At 53.8% G+C, this 23,054-nt stretch carries 20 protein-coding genes and 1 tRNA gene; 9 read left to right on the top strand and 12 right to left on the bottom strand.

Annotation, left to right across the window (positions count from 1 at the left end; translation table 11 throughout):
* Positions 1–58 precede the first annotated feature (58 nt).
* The gene (locus KV190_RS06525) at positions 59–1,042 is read right to left on the bottom strand and encodes an AEC family transporter (RefSeq protein WP_460195127.1); all 984 of its coding nucleotides are present in this window, start codon (positions 1,040–1,042) and stop codon (positions 59–61) included.
* 63 nt (positions 1,043–1,105) lie between these two features.
* Between KV190_RS06525 and KV190_RS06520 the strand changes: the two genes are divergently transcribed.
* The gene (locus KV190_RS06520) at positions 1,106–2,269 is read left to right on the top strand and encodes an MFS transporter (RefSeq protein ID WP_460195126.1); all 1,164 of its coding nucleotides are present in this window, start codon (positions 1,106–1,108) and stop codon (positions 2,267–2,269) included.
* Here the strand turns inward: KV190_RS06520 and KV190_RS06515 are convergent.
* A complete protein-coding gene (locus KV190_RS06515) occupies positions 2,241–4,067 on the bottom strand; it encodes an ABC transporter ATP-binding protein (RefSeq protein WP_460195125.1) in 1,827 nt (608 codons plus the stop codon). The two genes, KV190_RS06520 and KV190_RS06515, sit on opposite strands and share 29 nt — an antisense overlap.
* A 419-nt stretch (positions 4,068–4,486) precedes the next feature.
* Here KV190_RS06515 and KV190_RS06510 point away from each other — a divergent pair, with 419 nt between their 5' ends.
* A complete protein-coding gene (locus KV190_RS06510) occupies positions 4,487–6,064 on the top strand; it encodes a hypothetical protein (RefSeq protein ID WP_460195124.1) in 1,578 nt (525 codons plus the stop codon).
* Here the strand turns inward: KV190_RS06510 and KV190_RS06505 are convergent.
* A complete protein-coding gene (locus KV190_RS06505) occupies positions 6,045–6,611 on the bottom strand; it encodes a hypothetical protein (protein ID WP_460195123.1) in 567 nt (188 codons plus the stop codon). The two genes, KV190_RS06510 and KV190_RS06505, sit on opposite strands and share 20 nt — an antisense overlap.
* A gap of 12 nt (positions 6,612–6,623) precedes the next feature.
* Positions 6,624–7,223, bottom strand: coding sequence for a DJ-1/PfpI family protein (locus KV190_RS06500; protein WP_460195122.1), 600 nt, complete (start codon positions 7,221–7,223; stop codon positions 6,624–6,626).
* Positions 7,224–7,319: 96 nt separating this feature from the next.
* Between KV190_RS06500 and cobM the strand changes: the two genes are divergently transcribed.
* Both cobM and yidD read left to right on the top strand, forming a co-directional pair.
* Positions 7,320–8,105 carry a precorrin-4 C(11)-methyltransferase gene (gene cobM / locus KV190_RS06495; protein ID WP_460195121.1) on the top strand — a complete coding sequence of 262 codons (786 nt, stop codon included), beginning with the start codon at positions 7,320–7,322 and terminating at the stop codon, positions 8,103–8,105.
* 36 nt (positions 8,106–8,141) lie between these two features.
* Entirely contained in the window at positions 8,142–8,402 is a 261-nt protein-coding gene (yidD, locus tag KV190_RS06490; RefSeq protein WP_460195120.1) for a membrane protein insertion efficiency factor YidD, read from the top strand.
* Positions 8,403–8,689: 287 nt separating this feature from the next.
* On the opposite strand, the gene KV190_RS06485 is transcribed toward yidD, so the two are convergent.
* From KV190_RS06485 to KV190_RS06460, 6 genes are all read right to left on the bottom strand, one after another.
* A protein-coding gene (locus KV190_RS06485) for an IS5 family transposase (protein WP_460195118.1) occupies positions 8,690–9,465 on the bottom strand; the annotation gives its coding sequence in 2 pieces (ribosomal slippage) (positions 8,690–9,115 and positions 9,118–9,465; 774 coding nt in all).
* Between the two features lie 85 nt (positions 9,466–9,550).
* On the bottom strand, positions 9,551–10,939 hold the full coding sequence (locus KV190_RS06480; RefSeq protein WP_460195117.1) for a GTP-binding protein: 1,389 nt from the start codon (positions 10,937–10,939) through the stop codon (positions 9,551–9,553).
* Between the two features lie 51 nt (positions 10,940–10,990).
* Positions 10,991–11,064, bottom strand: a tRNA-Arg gene (locus tag KV190_RS06475).
* A gap of 38 nt (positions 11,065–11,102) precedes the next feature.
* On the bottom strand, positions 11,103–11,693 hold the full coding sequence (locus KV190_RS06470; protein ID WP_460195116.1) for a peroxiredoxin family protein: 591 nt from the start codon (positions 11,691–11,693) through the stop codon (positions 11,103–11,105).
* Between the two features lie 29 nt (positions 11,694–11,722).
* Positions 11,723–12,907, bottom strand: a complete 1,185-nt coding sequence (locus tag KV190_RS06465; protein ID WP_149820368.1) for an NAD(P)H-quinone oxidoreductase subunit H — start codon at positions 12,905–12,907, stop codon at positions 11,723–11,725.
* Positions 12,908–13,100: 193 nt separating this feature from the next.
* Positions 13,101–14,390, bottom strand: coding sequence for a glucose-1-phosphate adenylyltransferase (locus KV190_RS06460; protein ID WP_460195115.1), 1,290 nt, complete (start codon positions 14,388–14,390; stop codon positions 13,101–13,103).
* A 143-nt stretch (positions 14,391–14,533) separates the two neighbouring features.
* Between KV190_RS06460 and KV190_RS06455 the strand changes: the two genes are divergently transcribed.
* From KV190_RS06455 to KV190_RS06435, 5 genes are all read left to right on the top strand, one after another.
* Positions 14,534–14,737 carry a hypothetical protein gene (locus KV190_RS06455; RefSeq protein WP_024124421.1) on the top strand — a complete coding sequence of 68 codons (204 nt, stop codon included), beginning with the start codon at positions 14,534–14,536 and terminating at the stop codon, positions 14,735–14,737.
* 21 nt (positions 14,738–14,758) lie between these two features.
* On the top strand, positions 14,759–15,250 hold the full coding sequence (psbV, locus tag KV190_RS06450; protein WP_024124422.1) for a photosystem II cytochrome c-550: 492 nt from the start codon (positions 14,759–14,761) through the stop codon (positions 15,248–15,250).
* Positions 15,251–15,280: 30 nt separating this feature from the next.
* The gene (gene psbV2, locus KV190_RS06445) at positions 15,281–15,808 is read left to right on the top strand and encodes a photosystem II cytochrome PsbV2 (RefSeq protein ID WP_460195114.1); all 528 of its coding nucleotides are present in this window, start codon (positions 15,281–15,283) and stop codon (positions 15,806–15,808) included.
* Between the two features lie 99 nt (positions 15,809–15,907).
* Positions 15,908–16,246: a cytochrome c6 PetJ gene (gene petJ, locus KV190_RS06440; RefSeq protein WP_460195113.1), complete on the top strand. Its 339-nt coding sequence runs from the start codon at positions 15,908–15,910 to the stop codon at positions 16,244–16,246.
* Positions 16,247–16,446: 200 nt separating this feature from the next.
* Entirely contained in the window at positions 16,447–20,499 is a 4,053-nt protein-coding gene (locus KV190_RS06435) for a GAF domain-containing protein (protein ID WP_460195112.1), read from the top strand.
* On the opposite strand, the gene KV190_RS06430 is transcribed toward KV190_RS06435, so the two are convergent.
* Together KV190_RS06430 and KV190_RS06425 are read right to left on the bottom strand one after the other, a co-directional pair.
* Positions 20,496–21,365, bottom strand: a complete 870-nt coding sequence (locus tag KV190_RS06430; protein WP_460195111.1) for an S-methyl-5'-thioadenosine phosphorylase — start codon at positions 21,363–21,365, stop codon at positions 20,496–20,498. The genes KV190_RS06435 and KV190_RS06430 overlap by 4 nt on opposite strands.
* A 51-nt stretch (positions 21,366–21,416) precedes the next feature.
* Complete coding sequence (locus KV190_RS06425) at positions 21,417–23,036, bottom strand: ABC transporter substrate-binding protein (protein ID WP_460195109.1); 1,620 nt, start codon at positions 23,034–23,036, stop codon at positions 21,417–21,419.
* Positions 23,037–23,054 lie beyond the last annotated feature (18 nt).

Genomic DNA, 23,054 nt, shown 5'->3' with positions numbered 1-23,054 from the left:
ATGGATCAGGTATTTTCAGTGTGCCACCGTTCTTGGCAAACGATAGCAGTCGTTAGCGTTATGTTAAAACTTGGCGGCAGAGGAACACCCACAGCGGTAACACCACCACAAAGCTGAGGGTACTCAGGGCGATTACTGCCGGTGGAAGTTCGGTATTCAGTTCGTATTCTTCTGCCAAAATTAAGGCCGCAAAGGCGGTGGGCGTACCCGTCATAATCGCGATCGCCAGCAACGTATCGCCCCGTAGGCCCAAACCATAGGCGATCGCCATCATCGTCAATGGCAGCAACAGCGTTTTCACCAACATAGGCAGCACCCCCATGCGAAAGCTCTGCCAGCCGGGGAGCCGACTGAGGCGAATGCCGGTGAGGACAAAGGCAAAGGGAATCACTAGGTGAATATCTATCTCACACAAGCTCTCAATCGCGTCGGGAAAAGAAAGATCATGGGTTGCAAAGCCCGCCATTGATGCCCAAAGGGTCGGCACGGTTGGAATCACCGCCAAGGCTCGCCACCAAGGTTGATCATTGCCCTTACCGTAGTACTGACCAAGGAATGAACCCAAGCCGTAGGTACCGAGGGCATTTTGGGTAATGGCATAGAAGGCCGCCCAGGGCAATGCCGTGGCACTCAGAAGAGGAATCGCGACCCCCAAGCCAACAAAGCCCGTGTTGCCGAGAATGCTGGCAATCAGATAGCTCCCCTGAAAGCGGCGACTTTCTCCTTCGGGAACTGTACTCGTCAGGAAGGGGGGGGTGTATTGCAGCCATTGCGGTTGAAAGTAGCGTTTCTGCCAATGGTAGAGGCCTTGGGCAAGGGTATAGCCGACAATGAGCGCCACAAAGGCCAGCACCGGTGCCAACCAAATTAACCCCGCGAAGTTGGTCTGCCGCACCAAGGCAAAAATTTGAATGGGCACCCCGACCCAATAGAGGCCGCGTCCCAACCATTGGGGAATCACTGCCGGCAACCAACGGCCACAGATGAACCCCAGACTTGTCCAAATGACTAAGGGGCTAGCTGCGCTGAGTGCATCCGCCATCGCGATCGCCCGTTAACGGTTCTCCAAACAATATACTGTGGACATTCCTAAAGGAGTTTACCGATGGTATTACAAAAGGGGTCAGCCCTGAGTTTTGTCATCCTACTGGGGGTAGTCTCCCTTTGTGCCGATGCCACCTACGAAGGCGCACGCAGTCTCACGGGGGTCTATTTAGGAGTATTGGGGGCCAGTGGTACCGTTGTCGGCCTCGTGGCGGGCTTGGGGGAATTCATTGGCTATGGTCTGCGCCTTGTGATTGGCTATGTGAGCGATCGCACCCGTGCCTATTGGCGCATTACCACCTTGGGTTACGCCATCAATACCTTGGCTGTGCCCCTCATGGCCTTGGCCCATCGTTGGGAAGTCCTAGCGGGATTCATGATTGCTGAGCGCACGGGCAAAGCGATTCGTACACCCCCCCGCGATGTTTTGCTCTCCTACGGTGCTAGCCAAGTGGGTCGTGGCTTTGGCTTTGGTCTCCATGAGGCGATGGATCAAATTGGTGCCGTTGTTGGGCCGCTGATGGTGGCTGGCGTCTTTGCCCTCACTCAGCACTATCAATGGAGTTTTGCCGTCCTCGCCATCCCTGCCCTGATCGGACTGGTCGTTTTGTTGGTGACGCAGCGGCGGTACCCAGAGCCACGGGACTTTGAAACAGTGGTTCAGGATCTGGATACCAAAAGACTACCAACGCTGTTTTGGATTTACCTCTTAGCGGTGGCCTTTCTGGGCGCTGGCTATGTGGATTTCCCCTTGATTGCCTTTCATTTACAGCAGGGGGATAGTCTGCAAACGAGTCAAATTCCGCTGCTCTATGCCTTGGCAATGGGGGTTGATGCGGTGGCCGCCCTGCTCTTTGGGTACTTACTGGATCGCATTGGCATTATGGCCTTGATCCTTGCGGTTGTGCTGTCGGTGGGCTTTGCCCCCTTGGTTTTCCTCAGTTCTGCGGTGATTTGGGGCATGGTGCTGTGGGGCATTGGCATGGGTGCCCAAGAATCCATTGTGCGGGCGATCGTCGCCAACCTCGTCCCCCCAGAACGGCGGGGGTCGGCCTACGGCATCTTCAGCACGGGCTATGGCTTAGCGTGGTTTCTAGGAAGTTTGCTCATGGGCGTGCTCTACGATCGCTCCTTGGGGCTGTTGGTCTTGGTGTCGGTGGTGCTGCAACTGCTGGGGCTGCCACTGCTATTGTGGATTAGGCAAGGGGCGAGGCATCGTGCTTAGGGGCTGCTTCTTCGGCGAGTGCCTGCAAGCGGTAGAGATGGGCATATACCCCATTGCGAGCCAAGAGTTCACTGTGGGTTCCCTGCTCCACCAGTTGTCCCCGTTTGAGCACAAAAATGCGATCCACATGGCGGATTGTGGCAAGGCGGTGGGCAATAATAATGGCGGTTCGATTCACCAAGAGGCGGTTTAAGGCCTCCTGAATCATCACCTCTGTGCCCACATCTAAATTGGCGGTTGCCTCATCAAGGACAAGGATTTCTGGATTGCGAATCGCCACCCGCGCAAAGGCCAAAAGTTGTCGCTGCCCCGCCGAGAGGTTCGTGCCCCGTTGCCGTAGGGGAGTGTCATAGCCTTGGGGCAACTGCTCAATAAAGTCAGCAATGTTCATTTCGGCGGCCACCCGCTGAATGTCGGCAAGGGTGTAATTGTCGCCAAGGGCAATGTTGCTTTTCACATCCCCCGAAAAGAGAAAGCTATCCTGCAAAATCACGCCAATGTGCTGCCGCAGTTCTGCTTGGGTAAAGTCGCGGACATTGCGACCACTAACGAGCACTTCACCGCGCGTTGGATCATAGAGGCGACAGAGCAAGCGAATAATCGAACTTTTGCCTGCACCGGTGGGGCCAACAATCGCCACCTTCTCGCCCGCATGGATCTGAAAGGAAAGTTGCTTGAGGACATAGTCATCGTCTTTGTAGGCCAGCCAGACATCGCGAAACTCAACGGCAGCGGCTGTATTTTCTGCCTTGGGTAAACGCAAAAAGGTGCGATCGGGATCCTGAATTTCAATGGGTTCTGAGAGCAGATCATGGATGCGCTCAATGGCGGTTAAACCCGCTTGCACCGTGGTAAATTTCTCCGCCAACTGCCGCAATGGATCAAAGACGCGCTGCGAAAAGAGGATAAACGTGGCCAAGGTGCCAAAGTCAATCGTGCGCTGCTCCACCAAGGCACCGCCGAGCCAGAGAACCCCCGCGATCGCCACAAAGGCAATCCACTCCAACGTTGCTGATACTGCGGAATCGTAGAAAATCGTCCGATCCACCTCTTTGATGTAGCGTTGATTGCGCCGCCGAAACAGTTGGCTATTAAAGGCCTCACGGCGAAACAATTGCACCACCGTAATGCCAACGATGTTTTCCTGCAGATCGGCATTCAGTAGCGACAGCTCCTCGCGGGATTTGTAGTTGGCCACGCGGTAGCGATGTTGAAAATAGATAATCAGAGCGGTGATCGGCAGTACCAAGGCTAGCAGCAGCGTTGCCAGCAGGCGGTCAATGAAAAACATCGTCAGGATGACCACCAGCATTGAGAAGACATCGCTGAGAACCCCCACGGCGCCAGTGGCAAACACATCCCCCAGAGCATCCACATCACTGGTCAAGCGAGTAATCAGCTTACCGACGGGAGTGCGGTCAAAAAAGCGCGACGATAAGCGGAGCACGTGGTCAAATAAATCATGGCGAATATCGGCAGTAATGTTTTGGCCAATTTTTTGAATCCAGTACCCCTGCACTGCCTGCACCCCAAAACGCAGCACCACGGTAATCAGCAGTGCAATGCTCAGGAGATCAATCCCTTGGGTTAGGGTCAAGGCTTTCAAAAAGCTATAGGTACTCTCTTCTCCCTTGAGGAAGGCGATCGCCTGACCAATGATGATTGGTTGCAATGCTGCTGCTGCCGCCAAGGGAATCAAAAGCAAGCCACTTCCCACCAGTCCCCAGCGATAGGGCTTGAGGTAAGGAATCAGTCGTTGCAAAAGTTGCCAATCCGTGGAGCGTGTTGCCGCTGTCATGCCCTGCTGAAACTTGTGAACATCTTTTTCCCAGTCTAGTGGGTGCTTGTAATTGTTTGTAACAATTTACACCCTTTAGGGAGTTGTCATTTAGCCATCCCTTAGCTAAACTAAGAGTAGTTCGGGCTATTCAATCCCCCGCATAGCCCCACTGAAATCCCCGAAAAGGTAAGTTACACCGAAAGGGTAACGCACAAATCAAGGATCCTATAGCCGCCGCTTCAGAAAATGGTATGGACGTCCTTGATGCCGAAGGGATTTTTTCCAAGCTTCTCAACAGCTCTAAGCCTAGGGTATAGATTAGCCTACCCTTTGATTAGGTAGGATAGTGGAGCGATCGCCCCCAACTGCCTCTCACTCTCTTGAAATCGCAGTAGGCTAGAACTAGCGGCACCCCGTTCCATTCCATTCATTGGTTTATGAGTGATTCCCGTTTGCTCGATATTGCGCGGCAGGGCGACCCCCGTGCTATTGGTACGCTGTTGAATGCTGTCCTCCTGCCAAAGCGGGTCAAGGCTACTGTGGTGCGTCAGGCCGAGGAGCTAATGATTACGCTGCATTCAGAAAAAATGCTCAATCAAGGGGCAGCCGTCACCCTGATCCGCACCGCCTTAGAAAAATTGCACTTGCCGGAGATTCAACGGGTTTTCATTGAGTCACGGGTGTTGGGCGTTCCCCTGTGGGAAAGCCATTTTGCATTACAAGTCATGCCTGCCGTTCAACCCCCGCCGCCAGCGATCGCAGATCCATGGGCCACGGAAACTGCACCCCCTGAACCAACGCTGCTGGATTTGATGTCCGCTTTTATGACCTCCGAGGCACCTGCCACATCTGACAGTCAGGATGCCGTGGCGCGATCGCCCCAAGAGAAGGAACAACCCAGTCCAGTAGAGAGCACACCTGAATATGGCGATGTAGCGCCTCCCCTAGAGCAAGTCGCTGAGGATGGGACAGGGGCAGAACCCATCAGTGAGCCGCAAGGGAGTTTCCTAGATGAAATTCCAGATATTGACCCTGACGAGGACATCAGTTTGGCAGATTTAGCGGCTGCCTTTGACCCCAACCCACCCTCCCCAGAACCCAATATTGACTGGGAAGAATCGCCCCCCCGCCAAGAAGAACCCATTGAATCCGACACCCTGGATGGGTTTTCAGAAGAATTACCAGTGCTCGCAGTCACTGCTGAACCACCCGCAGAAGCCCCTGAGTCCGTAGAAGAGAGCATTACACCACCAGAAGCCCAAGCAAGTGTTGCTGAGATACCCGAACTCTCTGAAGCCACCCTAGAGCAACCGACCCTTGAGGCATACGACTTCCCTGAACCGACGACTGAGGACACTGCCGCCCTAGAAGCCCTAGAGGCTGAGATTAGCCCACCAACCGCGATACCCCCCGAGATGACCACTGAAGCTGAATCCTCGCCTGAGGGAGCGATCGCCCCAGACGCTGCCCCTGTGGTTGAGGATCCTTGGGTCGTCTCAGACACGTTGCCCACTGCCCCCCCAGCCCCTTCAGAATCTGCTGCCTTTCCTCAAGACCAAGAACCCGCCAACTATCCGCCCCTACGGGATCCTTGGTTAGAGGCCGAGCCTACACCGCAAGTGAAGGCAGACAAGACGCCTCCCCCTGAAACCACCACAGAACCCCCACAGACCCCCTCTGAATCCGAGATTTACACCACTCCAACCATTGAAAAAGTGCCCCGCGATGATCAGGCAAAGGTGGCAGGTATCGCTGGCATGGTGATGGGGCTAGGCTTTTGTGCCACGGGATTAGGAACGATTATTGGTCTGCCGATGGTCGTGGGCAGTATGTGGATGCTTGGGGATGAGGAAGTATGGAGTGGTGAGTGTCCCCATTGTCATCAGCCACTAAAAATTCCGGTGGGTAAGCTGTGGCGCTTTAGTTGTGAGAAGTGTCAGGGATTGATTGAAGTCAAACATGGCCGCTTCTACGCACGCCAAGCCCCCCCGACGTCTAACCCAAATCTAAATTGATCTGACCCCGTTGACGACGGGCTTCAAGGGCTTGGGCAATGAGATCCAATAGCCCCGGTGCCTCTTCCTGAATCGTCAGCAGCAGACGTTCGCCCATGGCCAAATCTGTATCTAGAGCGGGCGGTTCTTCTTGAACCAACTGCCGCAGCCGAGGTACTGTATTGTCAACGATTTCCACGAGTGCCCCCAAGCAGCGAAAAAACTGCCGTTCGGTGAGGGTGCTATCCTCAATGGGGAATTCAATCATGGCACGCACTTCACCCGCGTTGGGGTCGTACTCCCACTGCAACATTTTTGTCTGCCACGAAATGCACAGTAGGGTTTGCAAAATGGCATCACGAAAGCGGTGGGTTTTAATCCCCGGCAAGAGATTGGGGGCATAGAGCTTAAAAAACTCGCCCCCCTCGTCTAACTCAATGACGACGATAAATCGCTCAAGGTGATCGCCGTTGACGCCCGTAATAATTTGGTGGTTGGGGGCATTCAACCGATAGTTCAGTTGGTGCCGTTGGAGATATTGGGCAATTTGGCTGAGGGCGATCGCCATGCCGGCGCCATCCTATACCGTTGCCAAAGGCCGATGACTAATTGTCGTTCCCAAAAGCTCTAAAAATGCCGCTAACCACTGCGGATGAGCCGGCCAAGCCGGGGCTGTGACCAGATTGCCATCCACCACGACTGCATCCACCGCCACACTGGTAAAGTTGCCGCCCGCACTCACGACCTCAGGACCACAGGCCGGATAGGCCGTACAGGTTTTACCAGCCAAGACACCCGCTGCCGCCAGCAGTTGGAGACCGTGACAAATCGCTGCAATCGGTTTTTGGCTCTCGCCGAAGTGCTTCGTGATTTCCAGTACCCGTGGATTAAGGCGCAAATACTCTGGGGCACGTCCCCCCGGTACCACCAAGGCATCATAGGTACTGGGGTCAATTTCCGCAAAAGTGGCATTGAGCGTAAAATTGTGCCCCCGTTTTTCACTGTAGGTTTGATCCCCCTCAAAATCGTGGACGGCGGTGCGAACGCTATCGCCAGCAACTTTATCGGGACAGACCGCATGCACTGTGTGACCCACCATTTGCAAGGCTTGGAAGGGCACCATCACCTCGTAGTCTTCAACATAGTCACCCACGAGCATCAGAATGCGTTTGCCACTCATGATTCTCTGCCTCTGAAATTGACCTGTTTTGATCCTGACACAATCCTGTCCCCTCCAAAAGTTACGCTTAAAAAGCGGATAGTCAGGTAGAGTCTCATGGTAGAAAGCAAGACTGCTGCCGGGGTTTACTTTGTGGGTGCTGGCCCTGGTGATCCAGAATTACTCACCCTCAAGGGGCAACGGCTCATTCAAGAGGCCGATGTGATTCTCTATGCCGATTCCTTGGTGCCGACGGGGATTTTGCAGTTTGCGCCGCCGAGTGCCACCTGTATTCCCACAGCCGCAATGACCCTCGAAGAGATCATTCCGCTCATGGTTGAAGCAGTACAGGCGGGTCAAAAAGTGGTGCGGTTGCAATCGGGAGATCCCAGCCTCTACAGCGCCATTCACGAGCAGATTGCCCGCCTCGCGGCAGCAGGCATTACCGTTGAAGTTGTCCCCGGCATTAGTGCCTATCAATTGGCCGCTGCCCGCCTCAATGCTGAACTCACCCTACCCGAATTGGTACAGACAATTATCCTCACCCGTGCCAGTGGCCGTACACGAGTGCCACCAACAGAAGAATTGGCCAGTCTAGCCGCCCATAAAGCCAGCCTCTGCCTCTATCTCAGTGCGAATTGTGTCCACCGTGCTCAGCGAGACCTGCTTCAGCACTACCCGCCCGAAACCCCAGTTGCTGTGGGCTACCGCCTAGGATGGCCCGATGAGCAGTTGTGGCTGGTTCCCTTGACTGAAATGGCATCATTTAGTCAGCAGCAGCGCTTGACGCGCACCACCCTTTACCTGATCAGTCCAGCACTAGCAGTACAACATCAAGGCCATGGCTCATTGCGCTCCTGCCTCTATAGCCCAGAACATCACCATCTGTTTCGCCCCCATTAACCTGCTTATAATTGGGATACCTTGTGGGCAAAGGCTGTGGACAACTGGCTAAGCAAAGCACTGATCTTTTTGATTCGCGCTTATCAGCGTTGGATTTCGCCCTTATTTTTGCCCACCTGTCGTTATACGCCCACTTGTTCTGCCTATGCGGTTGAGGCGATCGCCCGATTTGGGGCAGTCAAGGGCACCTATTTGGCCATTCGTCGTATTTTGCGCTGCCACCCCTTTGCTGCCGGTGGCTATGACCCTGTACCCGATCCCCACAACGACTCTGTACCCCCCACTCCCCCGTGTTAATCTCTGGGAGACCCTATAGACCCTCTACCAAAATTCGCCGCAGTGCTCCGCCTATACTGCAAAGTGGTTAGGTGGAGGTGTAGGCCGTAGGCCGTGCGAAGCGGTGATAGGCGACCAGAGGGAGCAGTCACTCAATCTCAGATTGTTGCTGGATAGATTGAGCTAGCACCGAAAATCGGGCGCGACTAATAGCTATAATCCACTCATGCTCACCCTGACGTACGAGTACAGGCTAAAACTAACCCAGCAGCAGGCCAAGCAGATCGACGACGATCTAGGGTGTGTCATCAGTTAAGCCAGATAACAGCGGCAGCGAGATATATCGCACCTAAAAAGTTTCGCGCTGTCTTATCGTAACGTGTGGCAATCCCTCGATACTGCTTGAGCTTGGCAAAAAAATTCTCAATCAAGTGCCGAGCTTTGTACAGTTCTTTGTCATAACCACGACGCTGTTTACGACAAGACTTGGGCGGAATGACAGCCTCGCACCCTTTCTCCGCTAGCCCTCTTAGCACCCGCTCATCTGCATCATAAGCTTTGTCCGCCAGTAATGCTTGTCCTTCTTGAACAAGCTCCAGCAGCACATCTGCTCCCGCTAACTCGTGGACTTGGTCTCCACTCAGATAAAACCCCGTCGGATGACCTAAGGCATCACACAGCGCATGAATCTTTGTACTCAACCCACCTTTACTGCGCCCAATCGCTTGGTCTACAAGGCAGCCGTCTTCTTGTTTTTGTGGGCAACTCCAGCACTGTGCTGATGCGCCCGTACGAGGGTGGCATCAATCATGGCGTATTCATTATCCGCATCTTCAGCTAAAACGTTGAAGACCCGCTCCCAAACCCCTGTTTTTGAGCATCGAGTATGGCGGGTATGGATGACTCGGAAGTCGCCAAAGCGTTCTGGTAAAGCTGGCCACGGGATGCCCGCACGATAGCGATACAACACGGCGTCGACAAACAGTCGATTATCTTTAGCAGTACTGCCCACATGCTCCTCACATCCTGGCAACAAGTCTTTGATTCTTTCCCATTGGTCATCTCGCAGGGCGTACCGATGCATGATGGACTCCTGATGAATGCTGACCTCATGTTACCTCAGCAAAACACTGCCCCGATGGTCAATCTATCCGATGACACGCCCTAGACTAAGCTAAATCCAAATGAGCCTGAATTTCTGTTTTAAGCCGATTGAGGATATGGCGCTGATCTAGTTGACTGAGGATTTGCTGGACAACGGTTTTAGGCCCCGCAGCACCCCAGCCTGCACCGTTGGCAAAATAGGTTTTGGCCACTTGCCCCATCGTATAGGAGGAAACGCCAGCAATCCCCGCTTGGGTCATGGCGACTGAGAGGTAAGGGCCAAGGGCAATGCCACCACTCATGGGCGTAGCTAATCCCAACAGTCCCTTGAGGGAACTCAGTCCCAAATTGACGGCAAATTCCCCTAAACTAATGCTGCCCATGGCAATGGCAATGGTTTGGAGCAGTTCCTTGGCGCCTGCTTCTGTGAGTTCAATGTCGTAGAGGCGCGAGAGCAGTTGAATTGTCGTCAAGTCAATGACAGCACTGCTGACCATATCGAGCACGGTGACGGGGTTGAGGGCGATCGCCAGCGCCTTGGTCACTGCCCCTTTCCAAATCAGTTGGTTGGCCTCCTGATCCCGCAGTTCCAGCTTGTAGCGGGCTAACTCTTCACTCACTTTATTGGCAAAGAGCATTGAATTGAGGGCAATCAGGGCTTTGCCTTCGCGCTCTAGCACCTCCAAGATTTTCCGTTTGAGGGGTTCCACTTGGGGGGCACCGACGGTCATTTTTACCTGTACTCGTCCTTGGCGATCGCGACTCACTTGGGGGACAAGGGGCGCTGCCGCTACCATGACAATTTCTTCAGGGGAGAGGAGTTCTTTGACGCGCTCATCACGGATTTTGGCATAGATGGCCTCGCGATCTGCCTCTGGATACTGATCCACTTTGTTGAAGACCAAAATCATGGGCTTCCCTGCCTGCCGTAACTCACTGAGGGCTTGGTATTCAAGACGGGTCAAGTCGCCAGCAATGACAAAGAGAATCAAATCCGCTTGGGCTGCTACTTCCCGTGCCAGTTGCTCCCGCGCGGCGCCATTAACTTCGTCCAACCCCGGTGTATCAATGAGGCGGATGGGATTGCCACGCTGCGCTTCCGAAATTTGCCAGAGGGCACTGGCTTCCTCTTGAGTCACGCCATGAATGGGTCCAGTGGCAAAGTAGGGTTCCCCTAGCAGCGCATTGAGCAGGGAGGACTTTCCCCGCCCCACCATGCCAAAGACGGCAATTTGCACGACACCATAGTGGAGCTTGTCGAGCATTTCTTCGAGGTCAGCGATCGCGCGGGCGAGGGAGGCTTTTTCGCTGCCAGTGGCTTTGCACTCGAACAGTAATTTTTCAAGGGCACTCTTGGCCGCTTCGTAGCTACGGGCGCTTTGGTAGTCCTCAAGGTCATCAATCGTGCCTTGAAGTTCCTTTAGAAGGGCATTCGCTGGCGATCGCTCTGTCACAGATGCAACACTGACGTTACAAAGATTTGCTTTTTATTGTAAGGGCAATAACGGGACTGGTGCGATTTGAACGCACGGCCTAGCGCTTAGGAGGCGCTCGCTCTATCCGACTGAGCTACAGCCCCAAAGAGATACCTTCTATCCTAGCGAGTTTCGATCGCCCCTAGGCTGCTGTAGCCGCCGTTGCCCCGTGGGCTAGGGCATCAATCTCCTGAAACAAGCGCTCTAGGGGAGCATTGGGTTCTAAAAACGAGAAGAGATGCTTGTAGCGCAGCTTGCCTTCCTGATCAATGAGAAACTGCGCCGGTAGCGGTGCTCCCAAGGCTTGACCCGTGCGGTATTTGCGAAAGACTTGGCAACTGGGGTCATAGAGCAAGGGCATCTTTAAGTCCATATCCGCCTTGACCTTTTCACTTTGCTGGGCATCGGTACTGGTGACCACAAGAACCGCCACTCCCTTGCTTTGAAAGGTTTCATAGTTTTCATTCAAGGCCTTGAGATAGGGATAGCAGAGGGGGCAGTATTGGTGCTCGGTGAAGATACGGGTAAACACCAGCAGGAGTGGCTGCTCTTTCCACACGTTTGAAAGGCGCACGGGCGAACTCAACCCTACGCCGGGTAACTCCACATCTGGAACCAGCGCACCCCGCTTCAGTTGATTTTGGGGCGGCAGTGGCCACGCATTTTGCCAGAACCGCTCATTAAAGAGGCCACTGAAGTTAGTGGAGGTGAGGAACGGTAATTGAACAGCCATGGCTCCCTCGCTGGTGGCTCAACAGTTGCCTAGCGATCGACAGATCCCATAATCACATCGATACTGCCAAGGATAGCAACAATATCCGCCACTTTCATCCCCTTCAGCAACTGGGGCAGCACTTGCAGGTTATTGAAATCCGGTGGACGAATCTTCCAGCGCCAAGGGAAGACATTATCATCGCCAATCAGGTAAATCCCTAGCTCCCCTTTCCCCGATTCGACCCGCACATAGTGCTCGCCTTTGGGAATTTTGAAGGTGGGAGCCAGCTTCTTGCCAATGTACTGATAGTCAAAGCCATTCCACTCTGACTTGGCACCCTCGAGCATCCGCTTGGCTTCGAGGTTTTCGTAAGGGCCACCGGGCAGACCATCCAAGGCTTGGCGAATGATCTTCACCGATTCGCGCATTTCCTGAATACGGACAATGTAGCGGGCAAGGCAATCGCCTTCGGTGGCCACAGGTACATCCCAGTCAAAGTCGTCATAGCACTCGTAGTGATCCACCTTGCGCAGATCCCACTTCACGCCGGAGGCGCGGAGCATCGGCCCCGATAGCCCCCAGTTGATGGCATCCTCACGGCTAATTTTGCCCACCCCCTGTAAGCGCCGCACAAAGATGGGGTTGTTGGTGATCAGGCGCTCATACTCATCCACTTTGGGCAGGAAGTAATCGCAAAAATCACGACACTTGGTTACCCAGCCATAGGTGAGGTCAGCGGCCACTCCCCCCATGCGGAAGTAGTTGTTGTTGATGAAGCGCATGCCTGTGGCGGCTTCAAAGAGATCGTAGATGTATTCCCGCTCGCGGAAGATGTAGAAAAAGGGCGTCTGGGCACCGACATCCGCCAAGAAGGGGCCTAACCACAGCAGGTGATTGGCAATACGGTTCAGCTCCAGCATGATCACGCGGATATAGCTGGCACGCTTGGGCACGGGAATACCGGCTAATTTTTCGGGAGCGTTGACGGTGACCGCTTCGTTAAACATCCCTGCGGCGTAGTCCCAACGGCTCACGTAGGGGATAAACATAATGTTGGTGCGGTTCTCGGCAATTTTCTCCATGCCGCGATGGAGGTAGCCAATGACCGGCTCGCAGTCAATCACATCTTCGCCATCAAGGGTCACCATTAACCGCAAAACCCCGTGCATTGAGGGATGGTGCGGCCCCATGTTGATGACCATGGGTTCTGTGCGAGTCTCTATCGTGGGCATAGATGGCAGTTCCGCTAGAGGGTTGGACGCTTACTTTACAGCCCTTTTCTAAAATCTGGGATACATGAAGGGAGGGCAATTTACTCCCATACTGGCTTTCGCGGTTTTAAGCCTGTTCCATCTCTGAAAAGGGCTGTTCTTTTGATATGCTACACAGGTTTTCCCCGCTTGCCAATTCAAATTTGCTTATGGCTTAGATAACGGTGCCATCGGGGATCACGGCATTTTTGATAATCACCACGACCCCGCTGCGGATATAGAATCCCTGATCCTCACGGTTGGATTCTTCGACATGGTCTTTGTTGATGATTTTGACATCGTGACCAATGCAGGCATTTTTATCGACTATTGCGCCGCGAATCACACTGTTGGCACCAATGCCGATGGGGATTTTATGTTGCAGAGCCAGTTGGTGGCGTTGCGCGGAGTCTTGGTAGTAGTCGGCTCCCATCAAAAGGGAATGGTCAATGACACACCCGGATTCCACCCGCGATCGCACCCCCAACACGGAATGGTGCACTTGGCATTCCTTCAGAATGCAGCCCTCGCTAATGATCGACTCGGTGATGGTGGAACTGAGAATCTTACTAGGGGGCAAATAGCGGGGACGGGTGTAGATGGGGGCGTTTTCGTCGTAGAAGCTAAAGGGTGGTTGGGGTTGTTGGGTGAGGGCAAGGTTGGCTTCGTAGAAGGATCCAATCGTCCCAATATCTTCCCAGTAGCCATTAAAGACGTAGGTTTGGACAAGATGAGAACGCGCCGCAGCGGGAATGATTTCCTTGCCAAAGTCCGTGGCATCGGCCATCTGTTGCAGTAGATCAATGAGAACTTGCCGCTTAAAGACATAAATTCCCATTGAGGCAATGTAGGGCTTGCGATGGGCTTCCTCGGCACTGAGGCCATAGCGGGTTGTGTCCACCCGCATATCCCGTAGGGTATCCCCCGTGGGTTTTTCACGGAAGTCAACGACTCGGCCTGTGCCATCTACCTTGATCAAGCCAAAGCCAGAGGCGGCCTTCTCATCAACGGGCAACACGGAGAGGGTAATATCGGCGCCCGTTTCGCGATGACGCTGCACAAACAGGCGATAGTCCATGCGGTAGAGGTGATCGCCTGAAAGAATCAGGTATTCATCCACGTCCCAATCGGCCAACAGCCACAGGTATTGACGCACCGCATCGGCAGTGCCCTGAAACCAGTTGGGATTTTCTGGGGTTTGTTGGGCTGCTAGGACTTCGACAAAGCCACCCGTCAGGCCGGGGAAGGTATAGGTACGGGCAATATGACGGTTGAGGGAGGCCGAGTTGAACTGGGTCAGGACGTAAATGTTATTAATTTCGGAGTTGATGCAATTGCTCACAGGAATATCAATGAGGCGATATTTTCCAGCAAGGGGAACCGCAGGCTTGGCGCGACGCTTGGTCAAGGGATAGAGACGTGTTCCGGCACCGCCCCCAAGGATAATCGCCAGGACTCGTTTCATTGAAAACTCCATCTGAACGGCCACACCAACAGTGTACGCTGTGGTGGCACTTCTCTTTGCGCAGGGGACGCTTTTTGGTAAAGAAGCCGCGCAATGGCATGATAATGATACTTGGTCGTTGATCCCAAGCGGGGAGTGGCAGCATGGGATTTGTGGACATTGCGATCGCGGATCTGGCAGCGGACTACGGCGTGTCGGTCGAAACGGTCTGTGCATGGTGCGATCGCTTGGGTATTCGCTATACCAGTCCGCAGACGCGCTTGCCCCTTGAAGATGCCAAAGCAATTATTTTGGCCTTGACGACCCCTGCACCCGCCAACGATCAACCAGACACACCGCAATCGTAAGACCTGCTTATTGGGAGAACTATGTTAAAAAAATGCGTTTGGCTTGCGGTCGCTCTCTGCCTCTGCCTCTGGCAACTCACCACGGGCACAGCACTGGCCGCCGAACTGACCCCTGAAGTCCTGACTGTCCCCCTCAACAGCGAGGGCAAAACGATTACGCTGACCGAAAAACAATACCTAGAGGGTAAGCGCCTCTTCCAGTATGCCTGTGCCTCTTGCCATGTGGGGGGGATTACCAAAACAAACCCCAGCTTGGATTTGCGCACGGAAACCCTCGCCCTAGCCACGCCGCCACGGGATAACATTGAAGGTTTGGTGGACTATATGAAGAACCCCACCACCTACGATGGTGAGCAAGAAATTGCTGAGGTGCACCCCAGTCTGCGCAGTGCCGACATTTTCCCGAAAATGCGCAACCTGACGGAGAAAGATTTGGTGGCGATCGCCGGCCATATTCTCGTCGAACCCAAAATCTTGGGGGATAAATGGGGCGGTGGCAAAGTTTATTACTAATGACTCGTAACAAGGATTTTCCCAACACCCATGTACCAACCTCACTTTTGGCAACGGTCTCTCGGCTGGCTTTGCGGTGGTCTCTTGATTCTGCTGCTAGGCTGGGCGATCGCGCCGGCAACGGCACTGGCAGCCGCCGGGGTAGATAACTATGTGATCCAATACCTCAAAGTAACGGACAGCGTAGAATTGCCCCTCAATGATCGCGGTGAGACCAAAACCTTCACCGCAGCGGATCTGACCCGTGGCAAGCGGCTCTTTGAGGAAAACTGCAAAAACTGTCATGTCGGTGGCAGTACGTTACCCAATCCTTTGGTGTCACTTTCTCTGAAGGATCTCAAGGGGGCAACGCCGCCACGGGATACGATCGCCAACCTCGTTGCTTTCCAGCGATCGCCGAGATCCTACGATGGCAGCGAAGAGAGTTATTCTTGCCGCCGCGTGAGTGAGGACTGGTTAACCACGGAACAGCTTGAGACCTTAGCTGCCTTTATTTTGCGAGCGGCAGCCGTAGCGCCCGGTTGGGGCGTAGAAAGCTTTCCGGACAGTGCCCCCTAGGTTGGGAACTTTGCTACACTGACCTTTGGTGAACCTTGCACCCCTTGATTTTTGGGGCTTTATCCATACCCTGACGCATTCCATGAAAGGAGAACTCCGTTGAAAAAGCTATTCATTTCTGTTTGCGCGATCGCGATCGCTCTGTTTGTCAGCCTCACCCCTGCAGCCTTGGCAGCAGATTTAGCCAATGGTGCCAAAGTCTTTAGCGGCAACTGTGCAGCCTGTCACATGGGGGGCGGCAATGTGGTGATGGCCAACAAAACCCTGAAAAAAGAAGCCCTTGAACAATTTGGCATGTACTCTGAGGATGCCATTATCTACCAAGTGCAGCACGGCAAAAATGCCATGCCCGCTTTTGCGGGTCGTCTCACCGATGAACAAATTCAAGATGTGGCTGCCTACGTGCTCGATCAAGCTGCCAAGGGTTGGGCAGGCTAAAATTGCCACAGTCTGAAAATAACGATTGATGAAGGGTGTAGGCCTAGGTTCTACATCCTTTTTTTGTTCTGTGACTGCCCTCCAAGTCCTGCAAAGAGAGATGTTTTATTCTGCATCCCCTAGGGGATCCTCTCTAGAACCAGTGCAATTCATATAATGATGAAAGACTTGCTCCTACAAAAAGGCGGTACACTTGGGCTATGCCTGCTGCCCCATTGCCAGCAAATGAACCGGAACGGCAACGTGCCCTTGAGCAGTATCGAGTCTTAGATACGCCTCCGGAACCAATCTTTGATGAAATTACGAATTTAGCGGCGGCAATTTGCGAAACCCCCATTGCCCTGATTAGTCTCATCGATCGCCAGCGGCAGTGGTTTAAGTCCAAGGTGGGGCTAGATGCCTGTGAGACCCCACGGAATATTGCCTTTTGTGCCCATGTGATCCTGCAGCCCGAACTGGTGGTGGTGCCGGATGCTCGGCTGGATCCCCGCTTTGCCGATAATCCCGTTGTTACCGGACCGCCCTATATCCGCTTCTATGCGGGGATGCCCTTGATTACTCCGGATGGCTATGGCATTGGTACCCTGTGCGTGGTGGACTACCAGCCGCGTGAGCTAAACCCCGTTCAACAGCAAACCCTGCGCACCCTTGCTCGCCAAGTCATTAGTGAACTGGAAATCCGCCATCACTTAGAGGTCACCCAGCAACAACTGGCCTACATCCAGCAGATGAGCAGCCTCCAAGAGGCGGTCTTCAATAGTAGTAATCACGCCATTATTGCCACCCGTACCGATGGCATCATCACGTTGATGAATCGAGCCGCTGAGGAATGGCTGGGATATCCTGCCTCAGAACTGGTGGGTAAAGCAACGCCAGAACGTTTCCATGATCCTCAAGAGGTGGAGCGTTATGCTCAGATTCTCAGTGCCCAATTGGGAGAACCCATTCCTGCGGGGTTTGAGACTCTTGTGGCCCGGGCGCGGCGGGGTTTGGCGGATGAGCAGGAGTGGACATTTGTACGGCGCGATGGCTCTCGCTTTCCTGTGTCCCTGTCAGTCACCCCGATTCATGATAGCCAAGAGCAACTGATTGGCTTTTTGGAGTTAGCAATTGATATTACTGACAAGAAGCAAATTGAGGCGGAGCTGCGACTGCGGGAGCGAGCGATCATTGCCAGCACCAATGGCATTGTGATTACCGACTACCGCCAACCCGATAATCCAATTATCTATGTCAACCCTGCCTTTGAGCGGATGACGGGATACCGCGCAACGGAGGTCATTGGCAAAAATTGCCGCTTTTTGCAGGGGCGCGATCGCCATCAACCGGGGGCTGAAGCCATTCGTAATGCAATTAAAAAAGGTCAATCTTGCCGGGTGGTGCTGCGCAACTACCGCAAAAACGGCCAACCTTTTTGGAATGAACTTGCCATCTCCCCGATTTATAACGAATTTGGGGAAATTACCCACTACATTGGCATTCAAAGTGATGTCACCGAACGGCAACGGGCACAACTGTTTTTACAGCAGCAGGTAAAGCGCACGCTCCTGCTCAATCGCATTACTGAGGAAATTCGCCAGCAAATCGAGCGGGAACACATCTGTCGTACAGCAGTGCAGCAGGTGGGAGCAACCCTGAATGTCAGTCGTTGCCTCTTATTTGTCTATCAGGAGAATGCCCCTTCGCCGATGGAATTGGTGGCAGAGTATTGTGCGCCGGGGGTGCCCTCCGTCAATGAGTGTGACCTTAATTTGGCACAGATACGTGGCTCATTTTTGGAATCGGTCTTTGCCTCTGATGAAGTATTTAGCTGCGATGATGTCACGACTGATAACCGCCTCGTTGCGCTGCATGAGTACTGCGAAGCCCTGAGTGTGAAATCTGCGGTGATTGTGCGCACGGCTTATCGCAATCAAGCCAATGGTTTACTCATTTTGCACCAGTGCGATCGCCAGCGGCGGTGGACGGAGGCGATTAAAAGTTTGCTCAAGAGTGTGGCGGCACAGGTGGGGATTGGCCTTGCCCAAGTACAACTCCTTGAACAGGAAACCCGCCAACGTCAGCAACTGCAACAGCAAATGCAGCGGGCATTGCTCCTGAATCAAATTACCGAACAGATTCGCCAAAGTCTCGATACGGAAACGGTCTTTGAAACCACTGTGACCCAAATTGGTCAGGCCTTTGGGGTTAGTCGCTGTTTGATTCACCGCTACGAGCCGGGGCCACCGCCGCGTATTCCTGATGTGGCCGAATATCTGCAACCGGGCTACGCATCGATGAAGGGGATCAATGTGCCTGTGGAAAATAACCCCCACGCCCTCCAAGTCTTAGGTAGCGATGCCGCCGTTGTTTCCCACGATGTGACGCAGGATCCCCTGCTTGCTAGTGCAGAGAAACTGTGCCGCCAGTTTGAAATTAAGTCAATGCTAGCCATTCGTACGTCCTATAAGGGAGTGCCCAACGGCATTATTGGCCTGCACCAGTGCGATCGCCAGCGGCAGTGGACCCCTGACGAAATTGAACTCCTTGAAGCAGTAGCGGCTCAAGTAGGCATTGCGATCGCCCAAGCGGAACTCTTGCGCCATGAACAGCAGCAGCGACAATTATTGGCTCAGCAAAACCAAGAACTCGAACAAGCCCGCCTGCAAGCAGAACTGGCCAACCGTGCCAAGAGTGAATTTTTGGCCACCATGAGCCATGAAATCCGCACCCCGATGAATGCGGTTTTGGGCTTTACGAATTTGCTCTTAGATACGCCCCTCAATGAGCAGCAACGGGACTTTTTGCAAACCCTGCACCAAGCCGGTGAAGCACTCCTAACAATTATTAACGACATTCTTGACTTCTCGAAAATTGAATCGGGCAAGTTGGTACTGGAGCAGCAGCCCTTTGATGTGCGCGAGTGCGTGGAGGATGTCCTGAGCCTATTGGCCAGCAAAGCCGAGGAGAAGGAGTTAGAGCTACTTTACACCTGTACCCCCGAAACCCCTGCCCAAATCAAAGGGGACGTGACACGGCTGCGGCAGATCCTCGTGAACCTCGTGGGCAATGGCATTAAGTTTACCCATGAAGGCCAAGTCGTCGTCCATGTAAGTGTGGTCAAGCGCGAGGGCAAGGATTTTCTCCAATTTCAAGTTCAGGATACGGGCATTGGTATTCCCAGCGATCGCTTGGATCGGCTCTTCAAGCCCTTTAGCCAAGTGGATGCCTCTACGACGCGCGAGTATGGCGGTACAGGCCTAGGGCTAGTCATTAGCAAACGCCTCTGTGAGTTAATGGGCGGTGATATGTCCGTTGAGAGTGTGGAGGGTCAAGGCACGACCTTCACCTTTACAATCCTCGCTGACGGTCAAAAAACCTATGTACCGCCAACGGTTCATCCGGCGTTGGAGGGCAAGCGTGTCCTCGTTGTTGATGACAATGCCGCCAGCCGTGAGAATCTCTGCACATTACTGCAAAACTGGGGGATGGTGCCTATTGGGTATGGCAATCCCCAACTGGTTCTAGAGGCCGCTCCCCAGTGGGATTTGGCGGTGATTGATTTGAATATGCCCGAGATGACCGGGCTTCAGTTGGCAGAACGGTTGCAATCAGAGCCGCACTTCAGGCAACAGCCAATTATCTTACTCACGCCCCTGAGTTGGCTAGAAACTGCTAGCCGCAAGGAATTGATCACAGCCCACGTCCCCAAACCCATTCGCCCCCTCATCCTACGGCAAACCCTCATTAAGACCCTCAGCAGTGAATCCGCAACTCAGCCTGCCCTGACAAAAACAGGCATTGACCCCAACTTGGGCAGTCGCTTCCCGCTACGCATCCTCCTTGCTGAGGACAATGCCGTTAATCAGAAGGTGGCACTGCATATTCTCAAACGGATGGGCTACCGTGCCGATGTAGCAGCCAATGGCCTCGAGGTGCTTGAAGCACTGCAACAGCGCCCCTACGATGTTGTGCTGATGGATGTGCAAATGCCAAAGATGGATGGCCTCGAGACCACCGAACGCATTTGTGCCCAATGGCCTCCTAGCCAGCGCCCTTGGATTATTGCCATGACGGCGAATGCCCTAGCCGGCGATCGCGAGCGCTGCTTTGCGGCGGGGATGGATGACTACATCAGTAAACCGATTAAAATTGAAGCCCTTGCCGCTGCCCTCAACCGCTGTCGCTGCCTCAGTCCCAAGACGACCTACCCGCAACTGTGTGACCCGATCAGTTTCAATGGCGATCAGAATACCGCAGAGTCTATGAGTTAGAGATATTTGGCCAAGAGCAGATGAAGCTTCTCCTTGGTGGCTGCGGGTACCTTGTCAAGGGGAGTGAGAATGGCATTCTTTAAGGCACGGTGGGCTTTAGAGGCTGGTGGATTCTCATGGAGGCGTTTGACGGTTTCACAGATAATCGCTTGGGCATTTTTGACATTGCGCTGCAAGTTGCCAATAATCATCTCCACTGTGACTGAGTCATGCTCGGGGTGCCAGCAGTCGTAATCCGTAACGAGCGCCAGCGTTGCATAGGCAATCTCCGCTTCACGAGCGAGTTTGGCCTCCGGTAGATTCGTCATGCCAATTACGGTGCCGCCCCACGAGCGGTACAGGTTGGACTCTGCCAGCGTCGAGAAAGCAGGGCCTTCCATACACACATAGGTACCTTGGCGGTGAAGGGTGACATCGGGCAGGTTGAGATCGGCGATCGCATCCGCGAGAACGCCAGCAAGGGCAGGACACACTGGATCGGCAAAGCCAATGTGCGCCACAATGCCATTACCAAAGAATGTGGAAATGCGGTTACGGGTACGGTCAATAAACTGATCGGGCACCACCATATCAAGGGGTTTCACCTGTTCTTGGAGGGAACCCACCGCAGACGCAGAAAGCAGGTACTCGACCCCAAGGGATTTGAAGCCATAGATGTTGGCACGAAAGGGAATCTCCGTCGGCAGTAGATGGTGATCGCGGCCATGGCGTGCCAAAAAGACGACTGGAGCCCCAGCAATCTTGCCGCAAATAAAGGCATCGGACGGATCACCAAAGGGCGTAGTCAGACGTACCTCTTCGACATCGGTGAGGGCATCCATCTTGTAGAGACCACTACCGCCAATAATGCCAATTTTTGCAGTCATGGAGATTCCTAAAACACCAATCGGCAATAGCTTAGCATTAGTTGGCCGGCTTTAGATGCCACCGAGGGGGTTGAACTGGTAGTTGGAGCCTTTAGGGCCATTGGGGCCCGGTGCTGCTTGGACGAGAGGTACGCGATCAAAGGTACCACTGGCGGTTTGCCCCTGAATTTGTACCCCTTGGCGGAGCAGTTGTTGGGTGCTGGCGCGATCGCCCCCTTGAACCATCGCTTGGGCAAGGGCTTGAGTTGCATCGTAGGCGGTAGTGGTGCGCCAACTAATCTGACCCCGCCATGCTTGTGCAGCCTGCTGAGCAAAGGGATCATTGGGGTTGGTACTCCAAGGCACCGCCAGAATCATGCCATTGATGGCGCTATCCCCCTTGATCAATAAATCGGGGCTGTAGAGTTGATCACTACCAAACAACTGAACGGGGGTGGTTTGGGTTTGATTGGCAATAGCAAGGGCAACGGCATCATTTACCCGTGCGCGACTCATGGCCAACATCACCACATTGGCTCCCGCTTGCTGTGCTGTGATCATTGCTGTATTGGCATTAAATCCGGGGGCGGCCACATCCATCTGTTGCACCACTTGAGCACCAAACCGAGGCAGAGCAGCGACTAATTTAGTTTTCAGTTCATCACTGTAGGGGCTATCGCTGTTGTAGAGAACAGCCACTTTGGTATTAGGGACTTTTTTCGCTGCGGCTTGGGCGAGGGTATTGGCAGCATTGTCAAGGTAGGTATTGAGGAGTTGTTGCCCCTTTTCATTCAGGGATAGCGTCTGTACCTGTACTGTACCGTTGCCTTGGGGGGTGACATTCGTTGTTAAGGGAGAAAGCGCAGCTATTCCCGCTTGTTCATAGACCTGTAGAGCGGCACGACTATTGGCATCGGTGCCATGACCCAATACCCCTTGGATTGAACTGTTGATCAAATCTTCGGCCAAACTGGTCACACCATTGGGGCTGTTTTCATTGACAATGGCGACTTCAAGGGCACGACTGGGGCTATTGGCATTAAAGCGCTCTTGGTACTGAGCTACCCCCCGCAGAATTTCCTTGGCAGTATCGGGGCTAGTACCAATGGGAACAACGGTGGCCATCGTCATCGGGTTGCCAGCTTGGCGGGCACGGGCATTGTTGAGATAAATGCGCGCCTCTGGATCATTGGGATCGAGGGTAACCAGTTCTTGATATTTGGCGATCGCCTGTGCCCAATCTCCCTGATCAAAAGCAAGGGCGGCTTCCTGCTTCAGGGCTGCTCGCTGTGGATTGGGTTCACTGATGAGGATGCGCTCTCCTTGGCTAATGTGTGCTGTGTTGCGGGTAGTGGTTTTGCTCACCAGTTGGTTGCCACTGGTGGTCCCTACCGTCGGGGGTGAAGTATTGCCGTTGCGGTTGGCAATCAAGATTCGATAGCCGAGGAAACCAATACCACCCGCGAGTAATAGAACCACCCCAAGGGCAGCAGCAATGAGCGGTAGTTTCGACTTTCCCGCCCCAGCAGCACTATTACCACTGGCAGGATTCATGGCCTCGCGGGGTAGGCCACAGATGTTACAGTCAGGGCCAAAGTTTTCATAGGGGGAGTGGGCACCACTGGCATTGGGGTAGGATTTACCGTTTTTAGGTACGCCATCGCACTGCCAAGAACCGGGAGATGGTGCCATGATGCCCCCCTTTCAAGT

The organism is Thermosynechococcus sp. FA-CM-4201, assembly GCF_054689355.1.
The sequence above is the reverse complement of the archived record's forward strand: the minus strand, read 5'-3'. Positions and strand labels throughout refer to the sequence as shown.